This is a genomic window from Mesorhizobium sp. M0478 (assembly GCF_040321305.1).
Classification (GTDB): Bacteria; Pseudomonadota; Alphaproteobacteria; order Rhizobiales; family Rhizobiaceae; genus Mesorhizobium.
Map to the genome: position 1 here is coordinate 62,145 of NZ_JAMYRH010000015.1, position 16,787 is coordinate 78,931.

General features: G+C 61.4%; 14 protein-coding genes and 6 pseudogenes. 5 read left to right on the forward strand and 15 right to left on the reverse strand.

Translation table 11 applies throughout. From position 1 onward, the window contains the following. Window positions 1-90 precede the first annotated feature (90 nt). The 3 genes from NKI64_RS32215 (at window position 91) to NKI64_RS27235 (ending at window position 935) form a co-directional block, all read left to right on the forward strand. On the forward strand, window positions 91-588 hold the full coding sequence (locus tag NKI64_RS32215) for an ISL3 family transposase (RefSeq protein WP_502901403.1): 498 nt from the start codon (window positions 91-93) through the stop codon (window positions 586-588). Then, window positions 552-641, forward strand: a complete 90-nt coding sequence (locus tag NKI64_RS27230; RefSeq protein WP_352671201.1) for a helix-turn-helix domain-containing protein — start codon at window positions 552-554, stop codon at window positions 639-641. Before NKI64_RS32215 ends, NKI64_RS27230 begins: the two co-directional genes overlap by 37 nt. A gap of 87 nt (window positions 642-728) precedes the next feature. Continuing rightward, window positions 729-935, forward strand: coding sequence for a hypothetical protein (locus tag NKI64_RS27235; protein WP_352671203.1), 207 nt, complete (start codon window positions 729-731; stop codon window positions 933-935). 92 nt (window positions 936-1,027) lie between these two features. Here NKI64_RS27235 and NKI64_RS27240 read toward each other — a convergent pair. After that, window positions 1,028-1,490: pseudogene (locus NKI64_RS27240) on the reverse strand (DDE-type integrase/transposase/recombinase); the annotation flags it as partial. 183 nt (window positions 1,491-1,673) lie between these two features. Between NKI64_RS27240 and NKI64_RS27245 the strand changes: the two are divergent. Further along, window positions 1,674-1,742, forward strand: a pseudogene (locus NKI64_RS27245) (hypothetical protein); the annotation flags it as partial. Window positions 1,743-1,797: 55 nt separating this feature from the next. Here NKI64_RS27245 and scpB read toward each other — a convergent pair. The 3 pseudogenes from scpB to NKI64_RS27260 form a co-directional block, all read right to left on the reverse strand. After that, window positions 1,798-2,235: pseudogene (gene scpB / locus NKI64_RS27250) on the reverse strand (SMC-Scp complex subunit ScpB); the annotation flags it as partial. 5 nt (window positions 2,236-2,240) lie between these two features. Next, a pseudogene (locus tag NKI64_RS27255) lies at window positions 2,241-3,257 on the reverse strand (DUF1403 family protein). A gap of 119 nt (window positions 3,258-3,376) precedes the next feature. Then, a pseudogene (locus NKI64_RS27260) lies at window positions 3,377-3,637 on the reverse strand (helix-turn-helix domain-containing protein). Between the two features lie 371 nt (window positions 3,638-4,008). Between NKI64_RS27260 and NKI64_RS27265 the strand changes: the two are divergent. After that, window positions 4,009-5,031 carry an IS110 family RNA-guided transposase gene (locus NKI64_RS27265; RefSeq protein WP_352671206.1) on the forward strand — a complete coding sequence of 341 codons (1,023 nt, stop codon included), beginning with the start codon at window positions 4,009-4,011 and terminating at the stop codon, window positions 5,029-5,031. A 338-nt stretch (window positions 5,032-5,369) separates the two neighbouring features. On the opposite strand, the gene NKI64_RS27270 is transcribed toward NKI64_RS27265, so the two are convergent. The 11 genes and pseudogenes from NKI64_RS27270 to nifK all read right to left on the reverse strand — a co-directional run bounded on the left by NKI64_RS27270 (window position 5,370) and on the right by nifK (window position 16,762). Continuing rightward, entirely contained in the window at window positions 5,370-5,693 is a 324-nt protein-coding gene (locus NKI64_RS27270) for an exopolysaccharide production repressor protein (protein WP_352671209.1), read from the reverse strand. A gap of 29 nt (window positions 5,694-5,722) precedes the next feature. Then, window positions 5,723-6,043, reverse strand: a complete 321-nt coding sequence (fdxB, locus tag NKI64_RS27275) for a ferredoxin III, nif-specific (RefSeq protein ID WP_352671212.1) — start codon at window positions 6,041-6,043, stop codon at window positions 5,723-5,725. Between the two features lie 221 nt (window positions 6,044-6,264). Next, window positions 6,265-6,725 (reverse strand): annotated as a pseudogene (locus NKI64_RS27280) (DUF269 domain-containing protein). Between the two features lie 331 nt (window positions 6,726-7,056). Next, the gene (locus NKI64_RS27285) at window positions 7,057-8,223 is read right to left on the reverse strand and encodes a TlpA disulfide reductase family protein (protein WP_352671214.1); all 1,167 of its coding nucleotides are present in this window, start codon (window positions 8,221-8,223) and stop codon (window positions 7,057-7,059) included. A 1,310-nt stretch (window positions 8,224-9,533) separates the two neighbouring features. Then, complete coding sequence (locus NKI64_RS27290) at window positions 9,534-9,644, reverse strand: adenine nucleotide alpha hydrolase family protein (RefSeq protein WP_352671217.1); 111 nt, start codon at window positions 9,642-9,644, stop codon at window positions 9,534-9,536. Between the two features lie 864 nt (window positions 9,645-10,508). Continuing rightward, on the reverse strand, window positions 10,509-11,213 hold the full coding sequence (locus tag NKI64_RS27295) for a response regulator transcription factor (protein ID WP_444848990.1): 705 nt from the start codon (window positions 11,211-11,213) through the stop codon (window positions 10,509-10,511). Window positions 11,214-11,321: 108 nt separating this feature from the next. Beyond that, window positions 11,322-11,801 (reverse strand): NifX-associated nitrogen fixation protein, encoded by a 480-nt coding sequence (locus tag NKI64_RS27300; RefSeq protein WP_352671223.1) that lies wholly within the window; start codon window positions 11,799-11,801, stop codon window positions 11,322-11,324. 17 nt (window positions 11,802-11,818) lie between these two features. Beyond that, the gene (gene nifX, locus NKI64_RS27305; RefSeq protein WP_352671226.1) at window positions 11,819-12,316 is read right to left on the reverse strand and encodes a nitrogen fixation protein NifX; all 498 of its coding nucleotides are present in this window, start codon (window positions 12,314-12,316) and stop codon (window positions 11,819-11,821) included. After that, window positions 12,282-13,664: a nitrogenase iron-molybdenum cofactor biosynthesis protein NifN gene (nifN, locus tag NKI64_RS27310; RefSeq protein ID WP_352671229.1), complete on the reverse strand. Its 1,383-nt coding sequence runs from the start codon at window positions 13,662-13,664 to the stop codon at window positions 12,282-12,284. Before nifN ends, nifX begins: the two co-directional genes overlap by 35 nt. A gap of 9 nt (window positions 13,665-13,673) precedes the next feature. Then, window positions 13,674-15,164 carry a nitrogenase iron-molybdenum cofactor biosynthesis protein NifE gene (gene nifE, locus NKI64_RS27315; protein ID WP_352671232.1) on the reverse strand — a complete coding sequence of 497 codons (1,491 nt, stop codon included), beginning with the start codon at window positions 15,162-15,164 and terminating at the stop codon, window positions 13,674-13,676. Between the two features lie 56 nt (window positions 15,165-15,220). Further along, the gene (gene nifK / locus NKI64_RS27320) at window positions 15,221-16,762 is read right to left on the reverse strand and encodes a nitrogenase molybdenum-iron protein subunit beta (RefSeq protein ID WP_352671235.1); all 1,542 of its coding nucleotides are present in this window, start codon (window positions 16,760-16,762) and stop codon (window positions 15,221-15,223) included. Window positions 16,763-16,787: the final 25 nt, after the last annotated feature.

A 16,787-nucleotide genomic window follows, 5' to 3' on the forward strand; every position in this document is an offset into this window, starting at 1 on the left:
CTGTCGCGCAAACTGGCCATGCCGATAAGCGGCGACACGCTGCTGCGGATGATCCGCGCAACCGGGTTCGAGCCGCCGGACGCGCCGCGGGTGGTCGGCATCGACGACTGGGCCTGGCGCAAGGGGCAGCGCTACGGAACGATAATTTGCGATCTGGAGCGCAACCGCGTCCTCGATTTATTGCCGGACCGAAATGCCAACACGGTCGCGTCGTGGCTGAAACGTCATCCGGGCATAGAAGTCATCGCTCGCGATCGAGCCGGCGTTTATGCTGACGGCGCCCGTCGCGGTGCTCCCGATGCAACGCAGGTCGCGGACCGCTGGCATCTTCTCCAGAACCTGGGCGAAGCGTTGCGTCTGGCCCTCGGCCGCCATCGCAAAGCGGTCAGTGCCGCCGGAAAGGCGATGATGGCCGAGATGAGTGGCGATGACGACGCCAATCCGGAACCATCAGTGGAGACTCTTCCCCGAGGCTTGATGGCCTGCGCCGGTCGCGCCGCAACCAGCGCAGTGAACTCTATGCTGAAGTCCTTGATTTGCGGACGACCGGCATGTCGCCGCGACAGATCGCGCCCCGGACCGGCATGAGCGTGAGAACGGTCGAGCGCTGGCTTGCCGCGGGCGGGGAGCCCTCTCTATGACTGCGCGCCGGAGCTCTTGAAGGCGGGTGACCTGGCTCGACGTTTCGCTGCACTGATACGCGGCGACGACGATGCCGGCCTCGAGCAATGGATCGAGACGCCACTGACAGCGAACTGGCTTCCCTTGCAGCAGGCATCGGCCGTGACATTGCGGCTGTTCGGGCCGCAATAACCCAGCCCTGGAGCACCAGTCCCGTCGAGGGACAGATCAACCGTCTCAAGACCATCAAGCGCCAGATGTATGGGCGCTCCGGGTATCCGCTGCTGAGAAACAGGCTGCTGGCGGCCGCCTAACGACCGTAGAAACAGACGAGGCAACCACGGGAACGCCGCCCCTGCACCAAATATGCGGAAGATCCCAATTCTGATGAGACGCGCTCGCAGCTTCATTGTCGCGCCGCAACAGTCACGGCTTTCCATTCGGCGATGGCCTTCAGGCGGTGGATAAGGGGGCGAGTGCGGCGCGTTTTGAGCGGGGTGGGACGAAGAGACTGCGCAGAGCCGGGGAGATCGAGACGAAGCGTTGCAGTGCTCCTGTGATCGGAAGCCCTGCATCGCCCGCTCCCGTTTTCGCAATGGCACGTGCGCATTCTCGGCGCGATTGTTGAGGCCTTTGTGGGATCGATGTTCGACGACCGGCATCACTTGACGCTTGGCCGCTCCATACGAGTGCCGCTTGTCGGTGACCATGCGTTTCGGCGCAACACCCTGCTTCTTCAACAGCCGCCTCAACAAGCGCTTGGCCGCCTTGGTGTTGCGGCGGGTCTGGACGATCTCATCGAGCACATAGCCGTCCTGGTCGACGGCGCGGCACAACCAGTGTCTCTTGCCGCCGATGGTGATGACAATCCCAGTGGGGAACGAGCGAAAACAAAACATGCTGAAACGATCCGTGCCGAACTTCATTTGCTGGTTTGATCGAACCGGTAACTGAGATCGCATGATTACATAGTGCGCAATTTCGATGCGGACGGCTCACTGTTGGATACCTCCCCTGGTGCATTGCGAGGTGTGCCTTTCCTCTTGAAGGACGTGAACTTGTATTCGTCGGATATGCCGACAACCTTCGGTTCAGCATACTTCAACGGGGCGGCAGCAAAGCCTGACAGCATCATGGTCGATCGCTGGCGGCGTGCTGGCCTTGCCATTTTGGGTAAGACATTGGCTGGAAGTAGGCGATGCACATCAGCACCAGCACCTCCGACTGCGTCAGGTCGGCCGCCCGTTCGTTGCCGCCGACGGCGGTGCCAAATGCACTGCGGATGGCCTCGGCATAGGCCGGCCGCGTCAGGTGCCGAAAACCGCCGGCAACGGCGACCAGGTCATAGGGCCGGCCGCGCAGTTCCTCGCGGATGCCGTCGATGAGGAGATCGAGATTGCAATTGGCGCCAACCACGCGCGCGAGCACACTACGTGTGACCGGTTCGCTGGCGGCGAAGATCGTTGCTTCGACCCGGTGCATCCATTCCCGCCAGCGCACCTCCGCCGGCAGATGATCCAGCTCCCGGTCAAACAGCTGGTCAGCTGATCGCCGTTCGCCTAATCGACGGTCATCTGACCGGCTCCCTCCTCGTCTGCGCGCCGCCTCCGCCACTATCGTCAGAGTCCGTAGATGCGGAAGGTTGGGCGGCCGGACAGTTCACGCACGGCGCCGAGTTCAACCAGCCGGTCGAACAAGCGGCGCAGCCCACGGTCGCTCATGCCCGCGATCTTTTCCGAGGCAACGATCGCATCGTCGGACAAGAGCCTTTCGACGACCGTGTCCGCCGCCTTGGCCCTGAGTTTCGGAGCAACCGCAAGCAGCCGGTCCGCGCGACGCTCAAGCTCGACGTCGGCGAGCCAGGCTCCAAGGGCGCGCCCCAAGCCGTGGCGTTCGGCGGCCGCGACCGCACCGGTCAGCGTTTCGACCGTCTCGACGCGGGCGCTTATGCCCAAAACCGCTTCGGCGCCCAGCAGCGGCACCGCATGTGCCCAACCCAGACGTTGCGCCAGCAGGGCGCTCGCCCGCGTCGATCGGTGGCCAGCTTTGTCGCGACACGCATTGAGTCAGATCCTGAGCGTGCCAAAAGTCTGCTCGCCGCGCAGGCGCGCGCCGCATTGCGCGCCATCGATCTTTTTCGCCGAGCTGCCGAAGCTCGTCCGCCAGATCGCTGACCGCCTCGTCGTCGTGAGTTCGACCGAATTCCTCCAATACAGCGAGCAGGTTTCTCTTCGTCAGAAGATCTCCGCGGGCCGGGCGGCCAGCCGACGCCAGGCGAGGAGCAAAAGACCGGCGGGACCGACCTCGTCTCCTGGGCGGGTCAGCAGCATGGCGTCGCGCAGCGCCGCTTCATCCTCGATGCGCCCCGCCTGCCGCGCCGTCATTGCGGCCGCTGCGAGTGCGAGGCGCTGCCGCCAGGCGCCGGCCCACCGCTCCTGCCGGCGCACGATCGCGTCCAGCGCGCCGATGGCAGCGCCTGCGACGATGGCGATATCCTCCAAGCGTTGTGCGGCGAGGGTTTGCGCGTCGGGGACTGCCCTGCGCAGCCAGGACGGCACCGGTGCCGCGAGAGCGGACAGCCCGACCCCGGGAGACTGGGCATGGTGGCGCGGGGACGGTTTGGGTCGAAGAATCATCCTCGACAGGATGAATTCACGCGGCGCGTTTTGCAAGATGTGTCACTCAAAACCGCCGCGCCTGTCGATGTTGTATTGTGTCCGATAAGCTTGCCTTATCGGACATAAAGGCAAAACGCCTAGCGCAGCACCTCCAGTCCGTGCCTCTGCACCATCAGACAGCAGTTTCAGCGCCATCCCGCTCCGCCGCTTGGCGCCAGCCTCCCACTTCTGCACCGTCGATTCCGACGTGTTCAGATAGCGCGCGAACACCGGCTCGCTGACATGCTCTTCTCACGCAGCGCCTTGATCTCGTCCGGTGCGAATTCTTGCGGCAGCGCTCGGCAACTGTCGTCGAAGCTGCGCAGCGTCGCCTTGTCGATCGTTCCGGCCCGGTACATGCCGTCCACGGCGCTGTGGATCGCCTCGAAGGCTTCGCTCTTGAACTTTGGCTAGTCGTCATCACTGATCTCCAACAGTACTCTTGCTTTTTGCTCAGCCGCCAGAGTGGCATTCGATTTTCGCCAGTACAGCCCGGCCACCCCCCGAAACACCGCTGTTCTCGCGGTCCGATGGCTTAAGGACTACAACACAGGCGCGATCGGCAATAAGCCGCCGATATCGCTCATGAAAGGCTCATTGGCGGCCGTGCCGCCCTGAGCCATTACCCCCCGGAAGTTCCGGCCAGGGATTGATGGGTGGACGGCCCCTTGCGGCATCGAATGTGCCAAACTGGGTTGTGATTAACCCCCAGCGGAGGAGACCGTCCGATATGCAAGTTATCAGATTTGGAATCGATTTGGCCAAGAATGTGTTTCAGGTGCAGGGTGTGGATGCGACTGAGCACGTGGTGGTGCAGCGCCAGCCGCGCCGCGCGCAGGTGGTGAAGTTTTTCGCCGCACAGCCGCCGGCGCTGATCGGCATGGAGGCCTGCGGCTCGGCCCATCACTGGGGCCGCACGCTGAGCGCACTGGGCCATGAGGTCAAGCTGATGCCGCCGACCTATGTGAAGCCCTACGTCAAGCGCAACAAGAACGATGCCCGCGATGCGCAAGCCTGTTGCGAGGCGGTGAGCCGGCCCGACATGCGGTTCGTGCCGATCAAGACGGTCGAACAGCAATATGCCCGGGCACTGCATCGCTCGCGGGATCTTCTGGTGCGCCAGCGCACGCAGCCGGCCAACGCCATTCGCGGCCATCTCTACGAAATGGGTCTTGCGAGCCCTCAGGGGGCGGCGGGCATCGAGAGGCTGCTGCTGCTCATCGAAACGCAGGATGAAGCCATTCCTGCGGCACTGTTGATCTGTCTGGCACCTCTGGCCGGGCAATGGCGGGCGCTGGATGGTGAGATCGGCAAGCTGGACAAGCAGATCCTGGCTCAGGTCAGGCAGCAGCGGGCGGCTCTGCGCCTGACGACGATCCCCAGCGTCGGCCCGATCATCGCGCATGCGACGATCGCCGCCATCGGCGATGGCCGTCAATTCGGCTCGGCCAGGGATTTCGCCGCATGGGTTGGTCTCACCCGCAAGAACCACGACACCGGCGGCAAGCACAGGCTGACAGGTCATATCAGCCGCGCCGGTGATGGCGGCTTGCGAAGGCTGCTCATTCTCGGCGCCAGTTCCTGGTTGCGTCAAGTCAGGGCCAAGCCCGACAAGGGCTCGACCTGGATTCGTGGCCTGCTGGCCAGGCGGCCGGTCAGGGTCGCGGTCGTCGCCCAGGCAGCCAAGACCGCCCGCATCATCTGGGCGATGCTGAACTCGGGACAGGAATACAGGGCACCGGCTGCGGCATAAACCGCAATCGAGGCCCTTAACAGCGTAAGGAGCAAAAGGCAGCACGGCAAAATGGTCAGGACCTGGGGACACTCCGCCTTCGTCATCGCGATACAAAAGCGCGCTGGGATGATTGGAACCCGATCCGCGTAGCCCTTGAGGGCCAGCGGTCAACAAATCGACCGCATCAAAGGCCGAATACATGACCGCTCCAGACTTGCGCCGTATCTGCTAATTGCCTCTTGCCTAAGAGGGGCCGTCCATACATGACCCAAAGACGGGGAGCACCTGTGAAAAGGGCTAACTTATAAACGTGGACAAAAGGGGGAGGACGTCAGCACCGACCTTGCCATGGCACCTCAAGGCAGCAGCAGCGATATGGCTAGCATTTGATCGCGCTGGAGCAAATCTGCGGATTCATTCGTCACCTCATCAAGGTCTGGCGGCTCGGATCCAACTTCCTTGCAACTGGCGAAATGCTCAGCCCTTTGGCCAGCTCGGCTAACCCAGCCAGACTGCCAGATCAGAAAGAGCACGCTTGCGAAATACGCCAGCTGAAGGAGCAGCGAACAAGTCAGCGTCGTGATGACTACTGTGCCAATGGAATGAGAAGCGAAGTAGACAATCAGTGCGGTGCTGCACAGCACCAGGCCCAGGACGCGACAAAAGATTCTAAAGGGCAACGCCGTTCTCCTGGTTTTGTCTCCTCAGATCATGCTGCGACCTGGTCGGCCGCAACATGGGTCTGGCAGTTCTTCGGGCAGACGCGGCCGCAGGCTCTGCAGCCAATGCAGCGGCCGGCATGGTCGACGACCATAATCATGCGATTGAGCTCACCATCGAAGTCGTCGTCGTCCTCGCCGTCGCAGGCGCCGAGGATTTCACCCGCGTCATCGACGCCGTAAAGATGCATGACCTCGCGAGAGCAGACTTTGAAACAGCGGCCGCAGCCGATGCAGGTCGTGCCGTCTATAGCGGTGAGATATTCCGGCACCCATCCGGAGCCGTCGCGGGTGATAAATGTGTTCGTCATCGTAACTTCTTCATTTCAGCGAGCGCTCTCTTGGCACCATACAACTCGGCAGAAACCGCCGACGTTTCCTGAGCAACTTCCTCTATCTCAGTCCAGTTCCGGGAGATCCTCTGCAAGGTCTCAATTGCATCTTGGCTACTGCCGCGCGCAGCTGAAGCCTTCGGACTTTCTTCCCCATCTCGTCTAGCTTTGACATAAATCCTTCCTCGAAATCGGTTTCTTCACGCCCGTGCCACGTCGGGCTCGGCTTCGATGGCTGAAGTCGAATCGTCGACCAGTTTCGTACCGGCCTCCGCGATCTTCCTGAACGTCTCGAAGCCGAACCCATGGACGTCTGGACAGAAAGACGAGTTGCCCGACCATGAAAAGCACGGCCCGAAGTCCTTACGGTTTCATCTCCACGATTGGCGATGTCACCGGGCGGAGACGCTCCGCAATCGCAAGCCCGACGGCGGTGTAAAACACATCGAGCCTCGACAGCACGTCCGGATCGGGGTAGCCCATGCCTCGGATCGCTTGGCGCTTTTCTGGTGATGATGAAGTCGGCCAGCAGCGTGGCGTCAGATTTGCCTTCCCATAAGCAGTAGGACTCCTGAGCACGGATCATCCGCACCAGGCATTTGACGAACGGGGTGGCAAGGGCCGCCTCGTCCTCGGCAGGGCTGATCGCGGTATCGGACATTTCGCCTTCTCCTCAGTTTCAGTCCTCTTCCTCGAAGCACGCTGCCTGTTTTCGGGGACGCCTACTTCGGGCACACTTGCGCAGCCGACGCTTGGCTCGGCCCCGCTGATTCCACGCAATTGATGTCCCTCGGGCCAACCTTGAACACGTCCTCGACTGCGAAGTCTTCCACGCGAATTCGCGTCGAAGATCGCTTCCGCCGCAATGCGGGAGGCCATGAAGATTCGAGCGTCGATCCTGCTGCAAACGATGGACCAAGTGCTGCATGGACCTCCTTCCTGCGGTCACGCCAGGGAAATGGTCGAATTGGCCAGTAAGCCATTTCGACCAATTACCCTTTTCTATCTTTCCTCCTCGGCCGACCGCGCTTTGGCACCTTCGGGAAACTCTTTTGCGGAGCCGCAAAGAGAGCGCCGCAACAAGCCTTCGCACCCCTGTAGTTGGCGAGGGCCTGCAGCAAATCCGGCAGATGCTGCTCTTTCAATTCGGCTGGGATAGGCTCCGGACCGTCCAGCGACGTCAGTGCCAGTTCGGCCAACTCGATCGCGCGATCATTGTTGCCGTTCTCGTGATAGTACCGGGCGACCGCGGGATAGGACCGGAGCTTAGGACTGTCGCCTTGCGGGGGATTCAGCGCCAGAATGTGTTCGGACAGCTCCTTGCCCATCGCGAAGCGCTCAGCAGGGGGAAGGCGCGAATGGTCATTGGCCGGATGGAAAAGTTGGTCTAGCGCCGAAACCATCCAATCCTCGGAATTTTTGTCGATCGCGTCCCGAACCAATTGGCGCATCACGGGCAAGCCGGTCCACATGTCTTGCACTTTTTGGAGCAACAGATGCGCATGAGCCAGGCGGAAATTGAGGTCGTCCGGCATAAAGGCAATGCCCTCTTCGATCGCCCAGAGCGCCGTCTTCCAATCTTCCAACTTCACCGCCGCCCAGAACCTGTCATCGATCGGCTTCTTCAACGCTTGTCCGCGCGCCAGGGGTTCGCTTGTTGCGATCCGCTCCTGATCGGCCGCTTTCGCTTTGTTGCTGGTACGCCAGCTGTCGTTGAGCACTTTCGGCAAAACCTCACCTAGTTGGCTCGGATGACCGATAAAGGCGATGCAGCCGTCTCGGTCGACTACGAACGAGGTCGGAACCCCGACGCAAAAGCTGGGTTCCCTCCAAAGCTTCTTCATTTCGCCTGTGAAGTCGAACGCAATCCGATGATTCAGATCCGGGCACTTTTCGGCCAACCACGCGTCCAACTTGGTCCGGGCCTCGACGGCCGTTGGAGCGTCTTCATCAGCCGCGATCCCGACGATCTCAAGTCCGCTGTCCTTGTATTTCTCCTGTAGCTGCATCAGCTCGAGCATCTCCGCCGCACATAGTTCGCACCAAGTTGCCCAAAACTGGGCGATATAAACTTTGCCGGGCTGGAAGTCCGCAAGGGGCTCGCCACGCAGCCAGTCCTCCACTTTGATCGAAGGAGCCGGAGACCCCATCCGCAACATATCTTGCCCTCCGAAGCTGTTGCCAAAGGTTGCGTGGCTTTATGCGCAAGCTTGTTCCCCTTTTGAGACGGGGCACGAGGGTTCAACGAAGGGAGAGCATCGCTCGTCTTGCGCATCTGCGTGCAGTCAGCCTTCACTCAGTGTTGCTGAATCTTAATTCGCAAAGGCCATGCCAACGCGCTCAGCGTGCAGTATCCACTTGATCCTACTTACAAAAGCTCCCGGGGCGCTCAGATAGCCGGTTGTATCAGTCGCGACATGTTTTCTGCCATTGTCAGCTCTTGGACGCGCACCTCCGCTTCGCGTCGGCACAGAAGCGTGGCCACGGACGTCTCGACATATAGGGACGAACAGAGCATGATCGCGTCGGCTACCGCCCAGCCTCGTCATCATCGTCCGCCTCAAGCCTTGTGCTTGACCTTTTTGGCCGTTGCGGTCACTCAGCGGAACGCCATTGCGATTGCAGGCGCCGCTCCATCCGAGCATCGCCTCTGCCCTAGCTCTTCCGCTTGCGCTTGAATCCCTGGCTCGCAACGCCAGAGTTTCACGACGAAGCCGGTCATGTCCGGCTGCGGGTTGCGAATAACGCGAGATTGACGACGATGATCGTGGCGAAGAGAGCCGATGTGTGCCGGCATGTGCCAGGCCGGTGAACTCTCCCGGATTCCTGCTTTGTTGTTCTATCCCTGTACACAGGTCCTTGAGGGACCGCCTGGTGCGAATGTGAGCGTTGTGGGAATTGACCGGCCTCAACGCCGCTCGGTGGCCACGCGGTGGGCCGCAGACTGAAAACGTCGAAGATGCGGCCGCCCTCGCCGCTAACCGGCTACCATCCCAGGCGATGACACGTGATTGATGCCACCGTTCGCGCCGAGAGCCGGCAAGAGTGCGACCGTCGGACTCGAAGGTCGGGCCTTGGCCGCTGCACGGTCGTTGCCGTGTTCCGTTCCCGGCCAGTGGTGAAGGAAATCGTGATAACGCCAATACGATGAGGCTACGGTCCGAACGCGGCCTGCGGCGCTGAAACGAGTCTCTTTCTCGACCTGACGCCGGCTCGAGTATCGGTGTTTTGAGCGCATTGAGGAGGCCTGGGCTTCTGCCGGGCCGTTTGTCTGCGCGTTACGGGTTGTCTCGGCGAGCAGACACCGAGCGTTAGTGGCGTTCGGGGAATGTTCTTCGCGACGGCGCTTGCAAGTTGCTCATGAGCTTCGCGACTTGCGCCTTTGCCGCGACCTTTCTCCGACTTGGCATCAGGATAGGTGACCCAGGGGAGTAGAGCTTCGAACAGCATCGGTGCTACTTCAAGCCCGTCAGCGAGCCAAAAACAGCGGCAATGGCGGCTTCCGAACTATCCATCTCGTCACGCCACCGAAGAGCCGCTCGCGCAGCCGGCGGCTGCCATAAGCGCCCATGACTATCATATCGGCAGACGTGTCGATTGCGTGCTGCGCGAGAATCGTGGCTGCCGATTTCCCGGCGCTGCCAGCAGGTCAACCGACACCCGAGCACCTTGCCGAGTGAGATAGGCAGCGATATCGGCTCCCGGCTCGGTACCGTTTCCGGTGCAGGTCACCTCCGGACCGACTACTGCGACACGAACTTCCTCGGCACCGGTTTGCAGATCCAGCGCTTCCCGAATCGAACGGGACGTCTCGACTCGCGAGTCCCAGCCGACCGGCACGAGATAGAGTCACCTCCGCGCCGTCCGACACGACACGCACCGGCTTCCTGTGTCGAACAGGCTGGCGTTGATAACAAGGGGACCTACGTTAATGTCGTTGAGAAGTGCGGGGCGGACGATTGTCAGGTCGTTGCAGAGCGCCCGCTCTCGCACCGCGTCACCGATGCTGGCCTGATCGCAATTGGCAATATCGACATCATAGCATGGCCACGTGGCTCTCAGCAGTGAATTTCCCTAGATGTTTTTTCCAGACTGGCCGCGTCCTGTGAAAATCTCTCGATTTGCCTGTACCGTTTTTCCAGTGCGGCAATGGCGTGTGCGCGTTGTCTGGGCCATTCGGGGAGGCCATCACCCAGCGGCGGAGGCGCCATAACGAGAGGCGGAGGCGACATAATCAGGACGGACAAATGTGCGCCGACCTCGGCGCACAAGCTCGCAGCTGTTGTGACGTCCCGATCGGAGTGGTCAGCTCCCGCTACACTGAGTAGGCTTTTGAAGGCCATTTGAATGCTTCCCCTGAGTTAGTCGCGCTCATAGCTCGTTTCGAAGCCGCAAGACTTGCCTTCCAACTAAGATGGAGAGTGGCACACCATCCGTTCGCTATTCAGTCGTCCGGCTTCTCGAGCGAGTAGCCGGCAGACCTGACAGTACGAATGACGCTACTTGGCGAGGCCGCCTTCAGCGCCTTTCTGATCCGGCTGATATGTACGTCGACAGTGCGTTCACCGATATGGATATTGTCCGGCCAGGCCGCGTCGATCAGCTCGTCTCGGCTGAAGACCTTGCCGGGAGCCTCAAGAAATTGCCGCAGCAGGTTGAATTCGAGAGGTCCGAGATGGATGTCGTGGCCATTACCTCGAACCCGGTGAGCATCGAGCTTCATCTCAAGGCTGCCGCAACAGAGCCAGCTGCCGTTTTTTATCCCGTTTGAACCCGGCTGTGGCAGCGCCAGCTTCATCCGTAGACAGTCAAGCAGCTTGGCCGGCGCGAAGGGCCGCACAAAGCTCTCGTCAATACCAGCCTTCAAGAGATCGAGGTGCTGGTTCTCGGCGCCGGGCGCGATCAGCGCAATTACGGGCAGGCCGCCGGTCCGGGGCTCCCCCTTGAACCGGGCGCAGATTGTGGAGCCTGTCGCGCTTGCCGGCCCGCAGTCCAGCACTACCGCCTGGAGCTCCCGTTGATCGGCCAATGCAAGTGCTTCCTTCACCCCGCCTGCCGGCTCACTCGTGAAGCCGTCCACTCCCAGAATATGGCTGAGGAACAGATACAACTCAGCATCTTGCGAACAGATCAGGACCAGTGGCTTCATCAGCGCTGCCCCAAGAACCAAATAGGCATCGACCGCCTCGGTTGAGTGGGCTGGCCATCGCATGTCCTCAAGGCCTGACATGATCCCCTTGATCGAAAATCGGTTCCATCACGCCCGCGCCACCTCGGGATAAGCCTCAATGGCTGCGGTGGCATCGCCGGCCAGTTGGGTACCGGCCGCAGCGAGTTTCCAGAACGTCTCGAAGCCGAACCGATGGACGTCGCGCAGGGTCTTGGACAGAACGACCAGTCGCCCGGCCGTGAAGAGCACGCGCCCGAAGCCCTCGTGGCTCATCTCCATCATCGGCGATGCCATCAGGCCGGAGCGCTCCTCGATCGCAAGCCCGACGGCGGTGTAGAACTTATCGAGCCTCCACAGCACGTCCGGATCGGGATCGCCGATGATGGGAATTGCACGGCGCTGTTCCCTGGTGATGATGAAGTCGCCCAGCAGCTCGGCGTCCGATTTGCCTTCCCATGACCCATGGGAATCATTGGCACGGATCAGCCGCACGAGGCATTTGACGAACGGGGTGGCAAGGGCCGCCTCATCCTCGGTGGCGGCAGGGCTAACAGCGGATTCAAACATTTCGCCCACTCCTCATTTCAGCTTTCGTCCTCGAAGGAGGGTTTCTGTCCGGCGGCACCTGCCTGCGCCAGCACCTTGCGCAGCCAAGGGGGAGGACACGTCCTGAGCATCATCTGCGTGCGCAACAACACCTCTTGGATGGTCTGGGGCTGCGGCACTTTGATCGGATGGATCTTTGCGGAAACAAGTTTGGCTGCCGAAGGTCCGCCGATTGCCAGACAAAACAGCAAATGGCAGCCCTTTAGCGCCTCCACCTTCGGGGTGATGCGGTCATCGCCCTCGGTTCGGTGCTTCCCGCTCTCGTCGGAAACGTCGTCAAAGGCCACGGCTTCCACGAGATTCCACTCCTCGCGCATCACGTCGTAGACAGCAAAGCGCCTGGCCGATCCGAAATGGGCGTTGAGGTTCTTCATGTCCTGGGTGGCGATCGCTACGCGCAATGCGCCGGCTTGGCGTTTCGGCGCCGGTGCGCGAACCTCGTCAGTGACGAGCGAGAGGCGACGAACGGAGCTCATCTGGGATTTCTCGCTTACGGAGTGGATCAGGCGCTTCAGGCGTTGGCGCGTGCCAGTTGGCTTCAAAAATGCCGGCAACCTCGAAGATCAGGTCGCGGGTCCCCTGGTAGAGGATTGTGAGCTTGTGCTGGCTGCCGAGCCGGTCGAAGATCGGGAAGCCGACCCGCATGAGCGGAATGCCGAGGCGCTGCGCCGCCTGGCGGCCGTGGGAATGAGTAACGAAAAGATCAGCGCCGGCGCCAAGAGCTTCCAAATCGCCGAGATCGCCAATTTGAACCGACTGCGCTGGTACTTCCTCCAGAATTTTCGACATAGCGGCCGTTGTGACCGCCGCCGCGATTTCGGAGCCCATTCCGATGAAGAAGCTCGCGAGTTGGTAGAGTTGGTCTGGTTCAGCAGCGATCGCAATTTTCTTGCCTCCAAAGTGGAAATGTCCGTCGAGCAACGCGTCCTGCAACTGCGCCCGGCGACGGCGCACCCCAACCGGCGCTGCCGCGCCCGAAACTGCGGATAGCAGCGAGACGAACCGGTCGGTGTCCTTCAATCCAGTCAGCGACCGGAACAGCACGTAAGGCACGCCGGTCAACCTCTGCAGCAGCTCGGCCGGGCGGCGCATATGCTCACCGATGACGATGCATTGCTCGGCCGTGCCAAGCTCACGGATATCCTCGACACTGGTGCCGCCATAGGTGGTCGTGACCCAGCGGTCGGGCACCGTACCGTCGAGCGAGCCGGAGACGTCCGGCAGAATCACCGGCTTCAGTCCAAAGCTTTCAACCATCTCACGCAAATGCTCGATATCAGCCACAGTGAGGTTCCAGCCAGGCAGGATCACGATCTTCTTCGACTGCCGCGCCTGCTCGCCGGGCCGCGTAATCCTTTCGATCATCGCGGTGACAGCCTTGGCCCAGCCCTCTTCGATCGCGCCATCGAAATCCGGTGTGTTGGCTAGCACCACCTCCGTACCCGCGAGTTCTTCCCTGCGCTTCAGCCTGATATTGGCGATATCGCCTGCGCAGTCTTCGCCCCGGGTTTCCACCAGCGCCGTCGTGCAGACCCCGATCAGTGTGGGCTTTGTGCGGGCCTTCAGGTTGAGGATCGCCTCTTCCAGATGGTCTGCCCCGCCGAGGATCGTCGCCACCTCGTCCATCGCCGTTGTCTGCAGGGGGATGGCTTCCTTGAAATGCCGCACGAAGAGCACGAGCGCGAAGCTGGTGCACCCCTGGCTGCCGTGGAACAACGGCATCGCGCCGTCGACGCCAAGAAAGGCCAAGGCGGCACCCAGCGGCTGCGATGACTTCAGCGGATTGACCGCCGCCGCTTTGGTCTGGGGAAGGATGCGGACCATCGGCTCTCCTCAACACTCGCCGAAATTACCGGCCGTCGTGCCGGCGAATTCCTGGACAACATGCAAGGTCGCGGTCTCGTTTTTCGTGCGCGGCAGTTCCTGCCTCACCGCGGGCTGGCAATCCCATGGTGCCGGTTCCCGCACCTGGCGCCAGATCGGGTTATGAATAGCGAGGTCGATCTGGCGTACGAGTTCCACCATGCCGTGATAGCCGGCGTAAGGATGTTGGCGCTCCTGGTTGATATCGAGCCAGGGTGTCTTGGCCTTCAGGGCGATGAACTGCGTGCGCCCGCCCGACAGCATGATATCGGCCTTGTGTTCCGAGAGCATGGCGTAAAGCTCGCGCGGAGCCATCTGCTCGAACATGTGGTTGTCGTCCTTGAGGATCTGCTTGATGCGCTCCTTGTCTTCGACGGTCGACTTCTTGATAGAGGTGCCGACGATCTCGATCCCGATCTCCATCAGCGCATGGACGACCGACCAGGACTTCACGCCGCCGGTGTTGAGCAGCACGCGCTTGCCTTCGAGCCTCGGCCGGTAGGCGGCCAGCTTCTTCCAAGCGATTGCCTCTTCCTCTGCAATCAATACCTCGGTGCGGCCGAGGATCTCCGGATCGGCACCCTTCTGCACGAGCAGCTGAGAGATCTGTCGGAGCGCTTCCGAGGTGTCGGTGATGCCGTAGAAGGAGCCCTCGAAAAACGGGATGTCCCAGCGCTGCTCCATCTTGCGGGCGAGATTGATGAGCGCGGTCGAGCACACCACCATAGCCGCCCGGGCGCGGTGCGCGCAGGCAATGTCGAAGTAACGCGCGTCGCCCGGAATGCAGGCGCGCACCCGAATGCCGAGCCGATCCAGCAGCGGCTTCACCAGCCAAAATTCGCCCGAGAGGTTGAATTCGCCAAGGATGTTGATGTCGTAAGGGCCGGCCTCGTCGGGCTCCACCGTGCCGATGACATGCTCGAGCAACGCCTCGCCGGCAAGCTTGTTGCCAAGATTCTTGGAGCCCACGAAGCCCGGCGCATTGACGGGCACCACCGGTAGACCGAACTTTTCCGCCGCGCGTTTGCACACGGCCTCAATGTCGTCGCCGATCAGCGCCGTCACGCAGGTCGGATAGACGAAGATCGCCGGCGGCCCATACGCTTCCTTGATCTCGCGGATCGCTTTGAAAAGCTTCCGCTCGCCCCGCCCCATCACAACATCGAGTTCGGTGAGGTCGGTCGTGAAGCTCGTGCGCCACAGCGTTGGCCCGGACGAAGCCGCACCGCGGTTGTCCCAGGAATTGCCCTCGCAGGCGAGCGGCCCATGGACCAGGTGTGCGACGTCGGTGATCGGCTGCAGTACGATCTTGGCGCCATCGAAGGCACAGCCGCCGGCCGCCGCCCCGGGGGTCAGTGGCTTCGAACAGCCCTCCTTGCGGGCCTTGGCATCCTTGCCGCGGTTCTGCTCGCAGGCGGGCTCGTTGAAGACATCCTGGATTTTGGCTCTGAGCAAGGACATTGCGTCGGTCTCCAAAGTCCCTCGGGAAGACGACCGGCCAAAGCCGACCGTCATGCTTAGCGGGTGAGGTCATACGAGTAGTCCGTCACGCCCGTCTCGCTTGTCTCGCGATCGAGCTTGTCGAAGATCTTGTCCAGGATCGTCGTCAGTACGCGCAATCCGCCTTGATAGCCCATGAGCGCAAACCGATGGTGATGGTGGCGGTCGAAGATCGGAAACGTCAGCCGGATCAGCGGCGTGCCCGTGTCGCGCTCCAGATACTTGCCATAGGAGTTGCCGATCAGCAGGTCCACTGGCTCGGTGAAGAGCAGCGAGCGCATCGCCCAGAGGTCCTTGCCCGCCCAGACTTGAGCACCGTTGCCGAAGGGCGATGATGCAAGCAGTGCCTTCAACTCCGCTTCCCATGCCGAGGTGCCGTTGGTGGCGAGGCAATGGGTCGGCTCGCCGCCCGTCTCCATAATGAAGCGGGCCATGGCGTAGACAAAGTCCGGATCACCGTAAATGGCGTATTTCTTACCGTGCAGCCAGGATTGGCTGTCGGCCATGGCGTCAACAAGTCGGCCGCGCTCCAGGCGGATTGCCTCGGGGATTTGCTTGCCGGAAATCGCGGAGACCTCCATCAGCAAGTCGTCGGTCGCCTGGACTCCAAGCGGGTAATGAAACGAGGCAGTCGCCTGCCCTACCCCCTCGCAATACTCCAGTGTTTTTCGGGTGTTGTAATGCTGAAGCGAAAGTGTCGCCTCGGCGTTGAGTGCCTTCCTCACGTCTTCGATCTTCGTGCCGCCGTCATACATGCGGTATTCGCCGTCGGACGGCGTGTCGAACTGGTCAGAGGCGTCTTGGATGAAAGTATAGGACACGCCTATCAGATCGAGCAGGCGCTTGAGTTCCCGGTTGTTGCCGACACAGAACCCGTCGAAGCCCGGAATGATGTTGATGGTTCCCTCGGCTTCCGTTCGCTCCTCGCCCTTCCAGAAATGCTCCAAAATGCCCTTGACCGCAACGTCATAGCCGTCGACATGGCTGCCGACAAAGGCCGGCGTGTGGGCGAAGGGCACGTCGAAGTCGCGCGGGACCGAGCCTTCGTCCTTGGCGTTCTCGATGAAGCTGTGCAGGTCGTCGCCAATGACCTCCGCCATACAAGTGGTCGAGACGGCGATCATCTTTGGGTCGTAAAGTTGGTACGTGTTGGCGAGCCCGTCTACCATGTTCTTCAGGCCGCCGAACACTGCCGCGTCCTCGGTCATCGAGGAGGAAACCGCCGAAGCAGGCTCCTTGAAATGGCGCGACAGGTGCGAGCGGTAATAGGCCACGCAGCCCTGGCTGCCGTGGACGAAGGACATGGTTCGCTCGAAGCCTGCGGCCGCGAACACCGCGCCGAGCGGCTGGCAGGCCTTGGCGGGGTTCACGACAAGCGCTTCGCGAGCAAGGTTCTTTTCGCGGTATTCCCACGTCTTGGTGAATTCGCCTTGGTCGGTAACGATCTGGTCCGGGTGAGGACATTCGAAATTCAGCCTCTTCTCGGCGAGCATCTGCCTGTATTCCGGCTCGCGGAACAGGGGCGCGTGGTCGAGAACTTTTTCAGCCGACTGCGGCATAAGTGGTTACCTCTTTCCATCTGGC

What these genes read in the sequence shown, in the direction of transcription:
- NKI64_RS27230 (WP_352671201.1), top strand. Translation starts at nt 552, where the DNA reads ATGTCGCCGCGACAGATCGCGCCCCGGACCGGCATGAGCGTGAGAACG.
- NKI64_RS27235 (WP_352671203.1), top strand. Translation starts at nt 729, where the DNA reads ATGGATCGAGACGCCACTGACAGCGAACTGGCTTCCCTTGCAGCAGGC.
- NKI64_RS27265 (WP_352671206.1), top strand. Translation starts at nt 4,009, where the DNA reads ATGCAAGTTATCAGATTTGGAATCGATTTGGCCAAGAATGTGTTTCAG.
- fdxB (WP_352671212.1), bottom strand. Translation starts at nt 6,043, where the DNA reads ATGACGAACACATTTATCACCCGCGACGGCTCCGGATGGGTGCCGGAA.
- NKI64_RS27285 (WP_352671214.1), bottom strand. Translation starts at nt 8,223, where the DNA reads ATGTTGCGGATGGGGTCTCCGGCTCCTTCGATCAAAGTGGAGGACTGG.
- NKI64_RS27290 (WP_352671217.1), bottom strand. Translation starts at nt 9,644, where the DNA reads ATGATAGTCATGGGCGCTTATGGCAGCCGCCGGCTGCGCGAGCGGCTC.
- NKI64_RS27295 (WP_444848990.1), bottom strand. Translation starts at nt 11,213, where the DNA reads ATGAAGCCACTGGTCCTGATCTGTTCGCAAGATGCTGAGTTGTATCTG.
- NKI64_RS27300 (WP_352671223.1), bottom strand. Translation starts at nt 11,801, where the DNA reads ATGTTTGAATCCGCTGTTAGCCCTGCCGCCACCGAGGATGAGGCGGCC.
- nifX (WP_352671226.1), bottom strand. Translation starts at nt 12,316, where the DNA reads ATGAGCTCCGTTCGTCGCCTCTCGCTCGTCACTGACGAGGTTCGCGCA.
- nifN (WP_352671229.1), bottom strand. Translation starts at nt 13,664, where the DNA reads ATGGTCCGCATCCTTCCCCAGACCAAAGCGGCGGCGGTCAATCCGCTG.
- nifE (WP_352671232.1), bottom strand. Translation starts at nt 15,164, where the DNA reads ATGTCCTTGCTCAGAGCCAAAATCCAGGATGTCTTCAACGAGCCCGCC.
- nifK (WP_352671235.1), bottom strand. Translation starts at nt 16,762, where the DNA reads ATGCCGCAGTCGGCTGAAAAAGTTCTCGACCACGCGCCCCTGTTCCGC.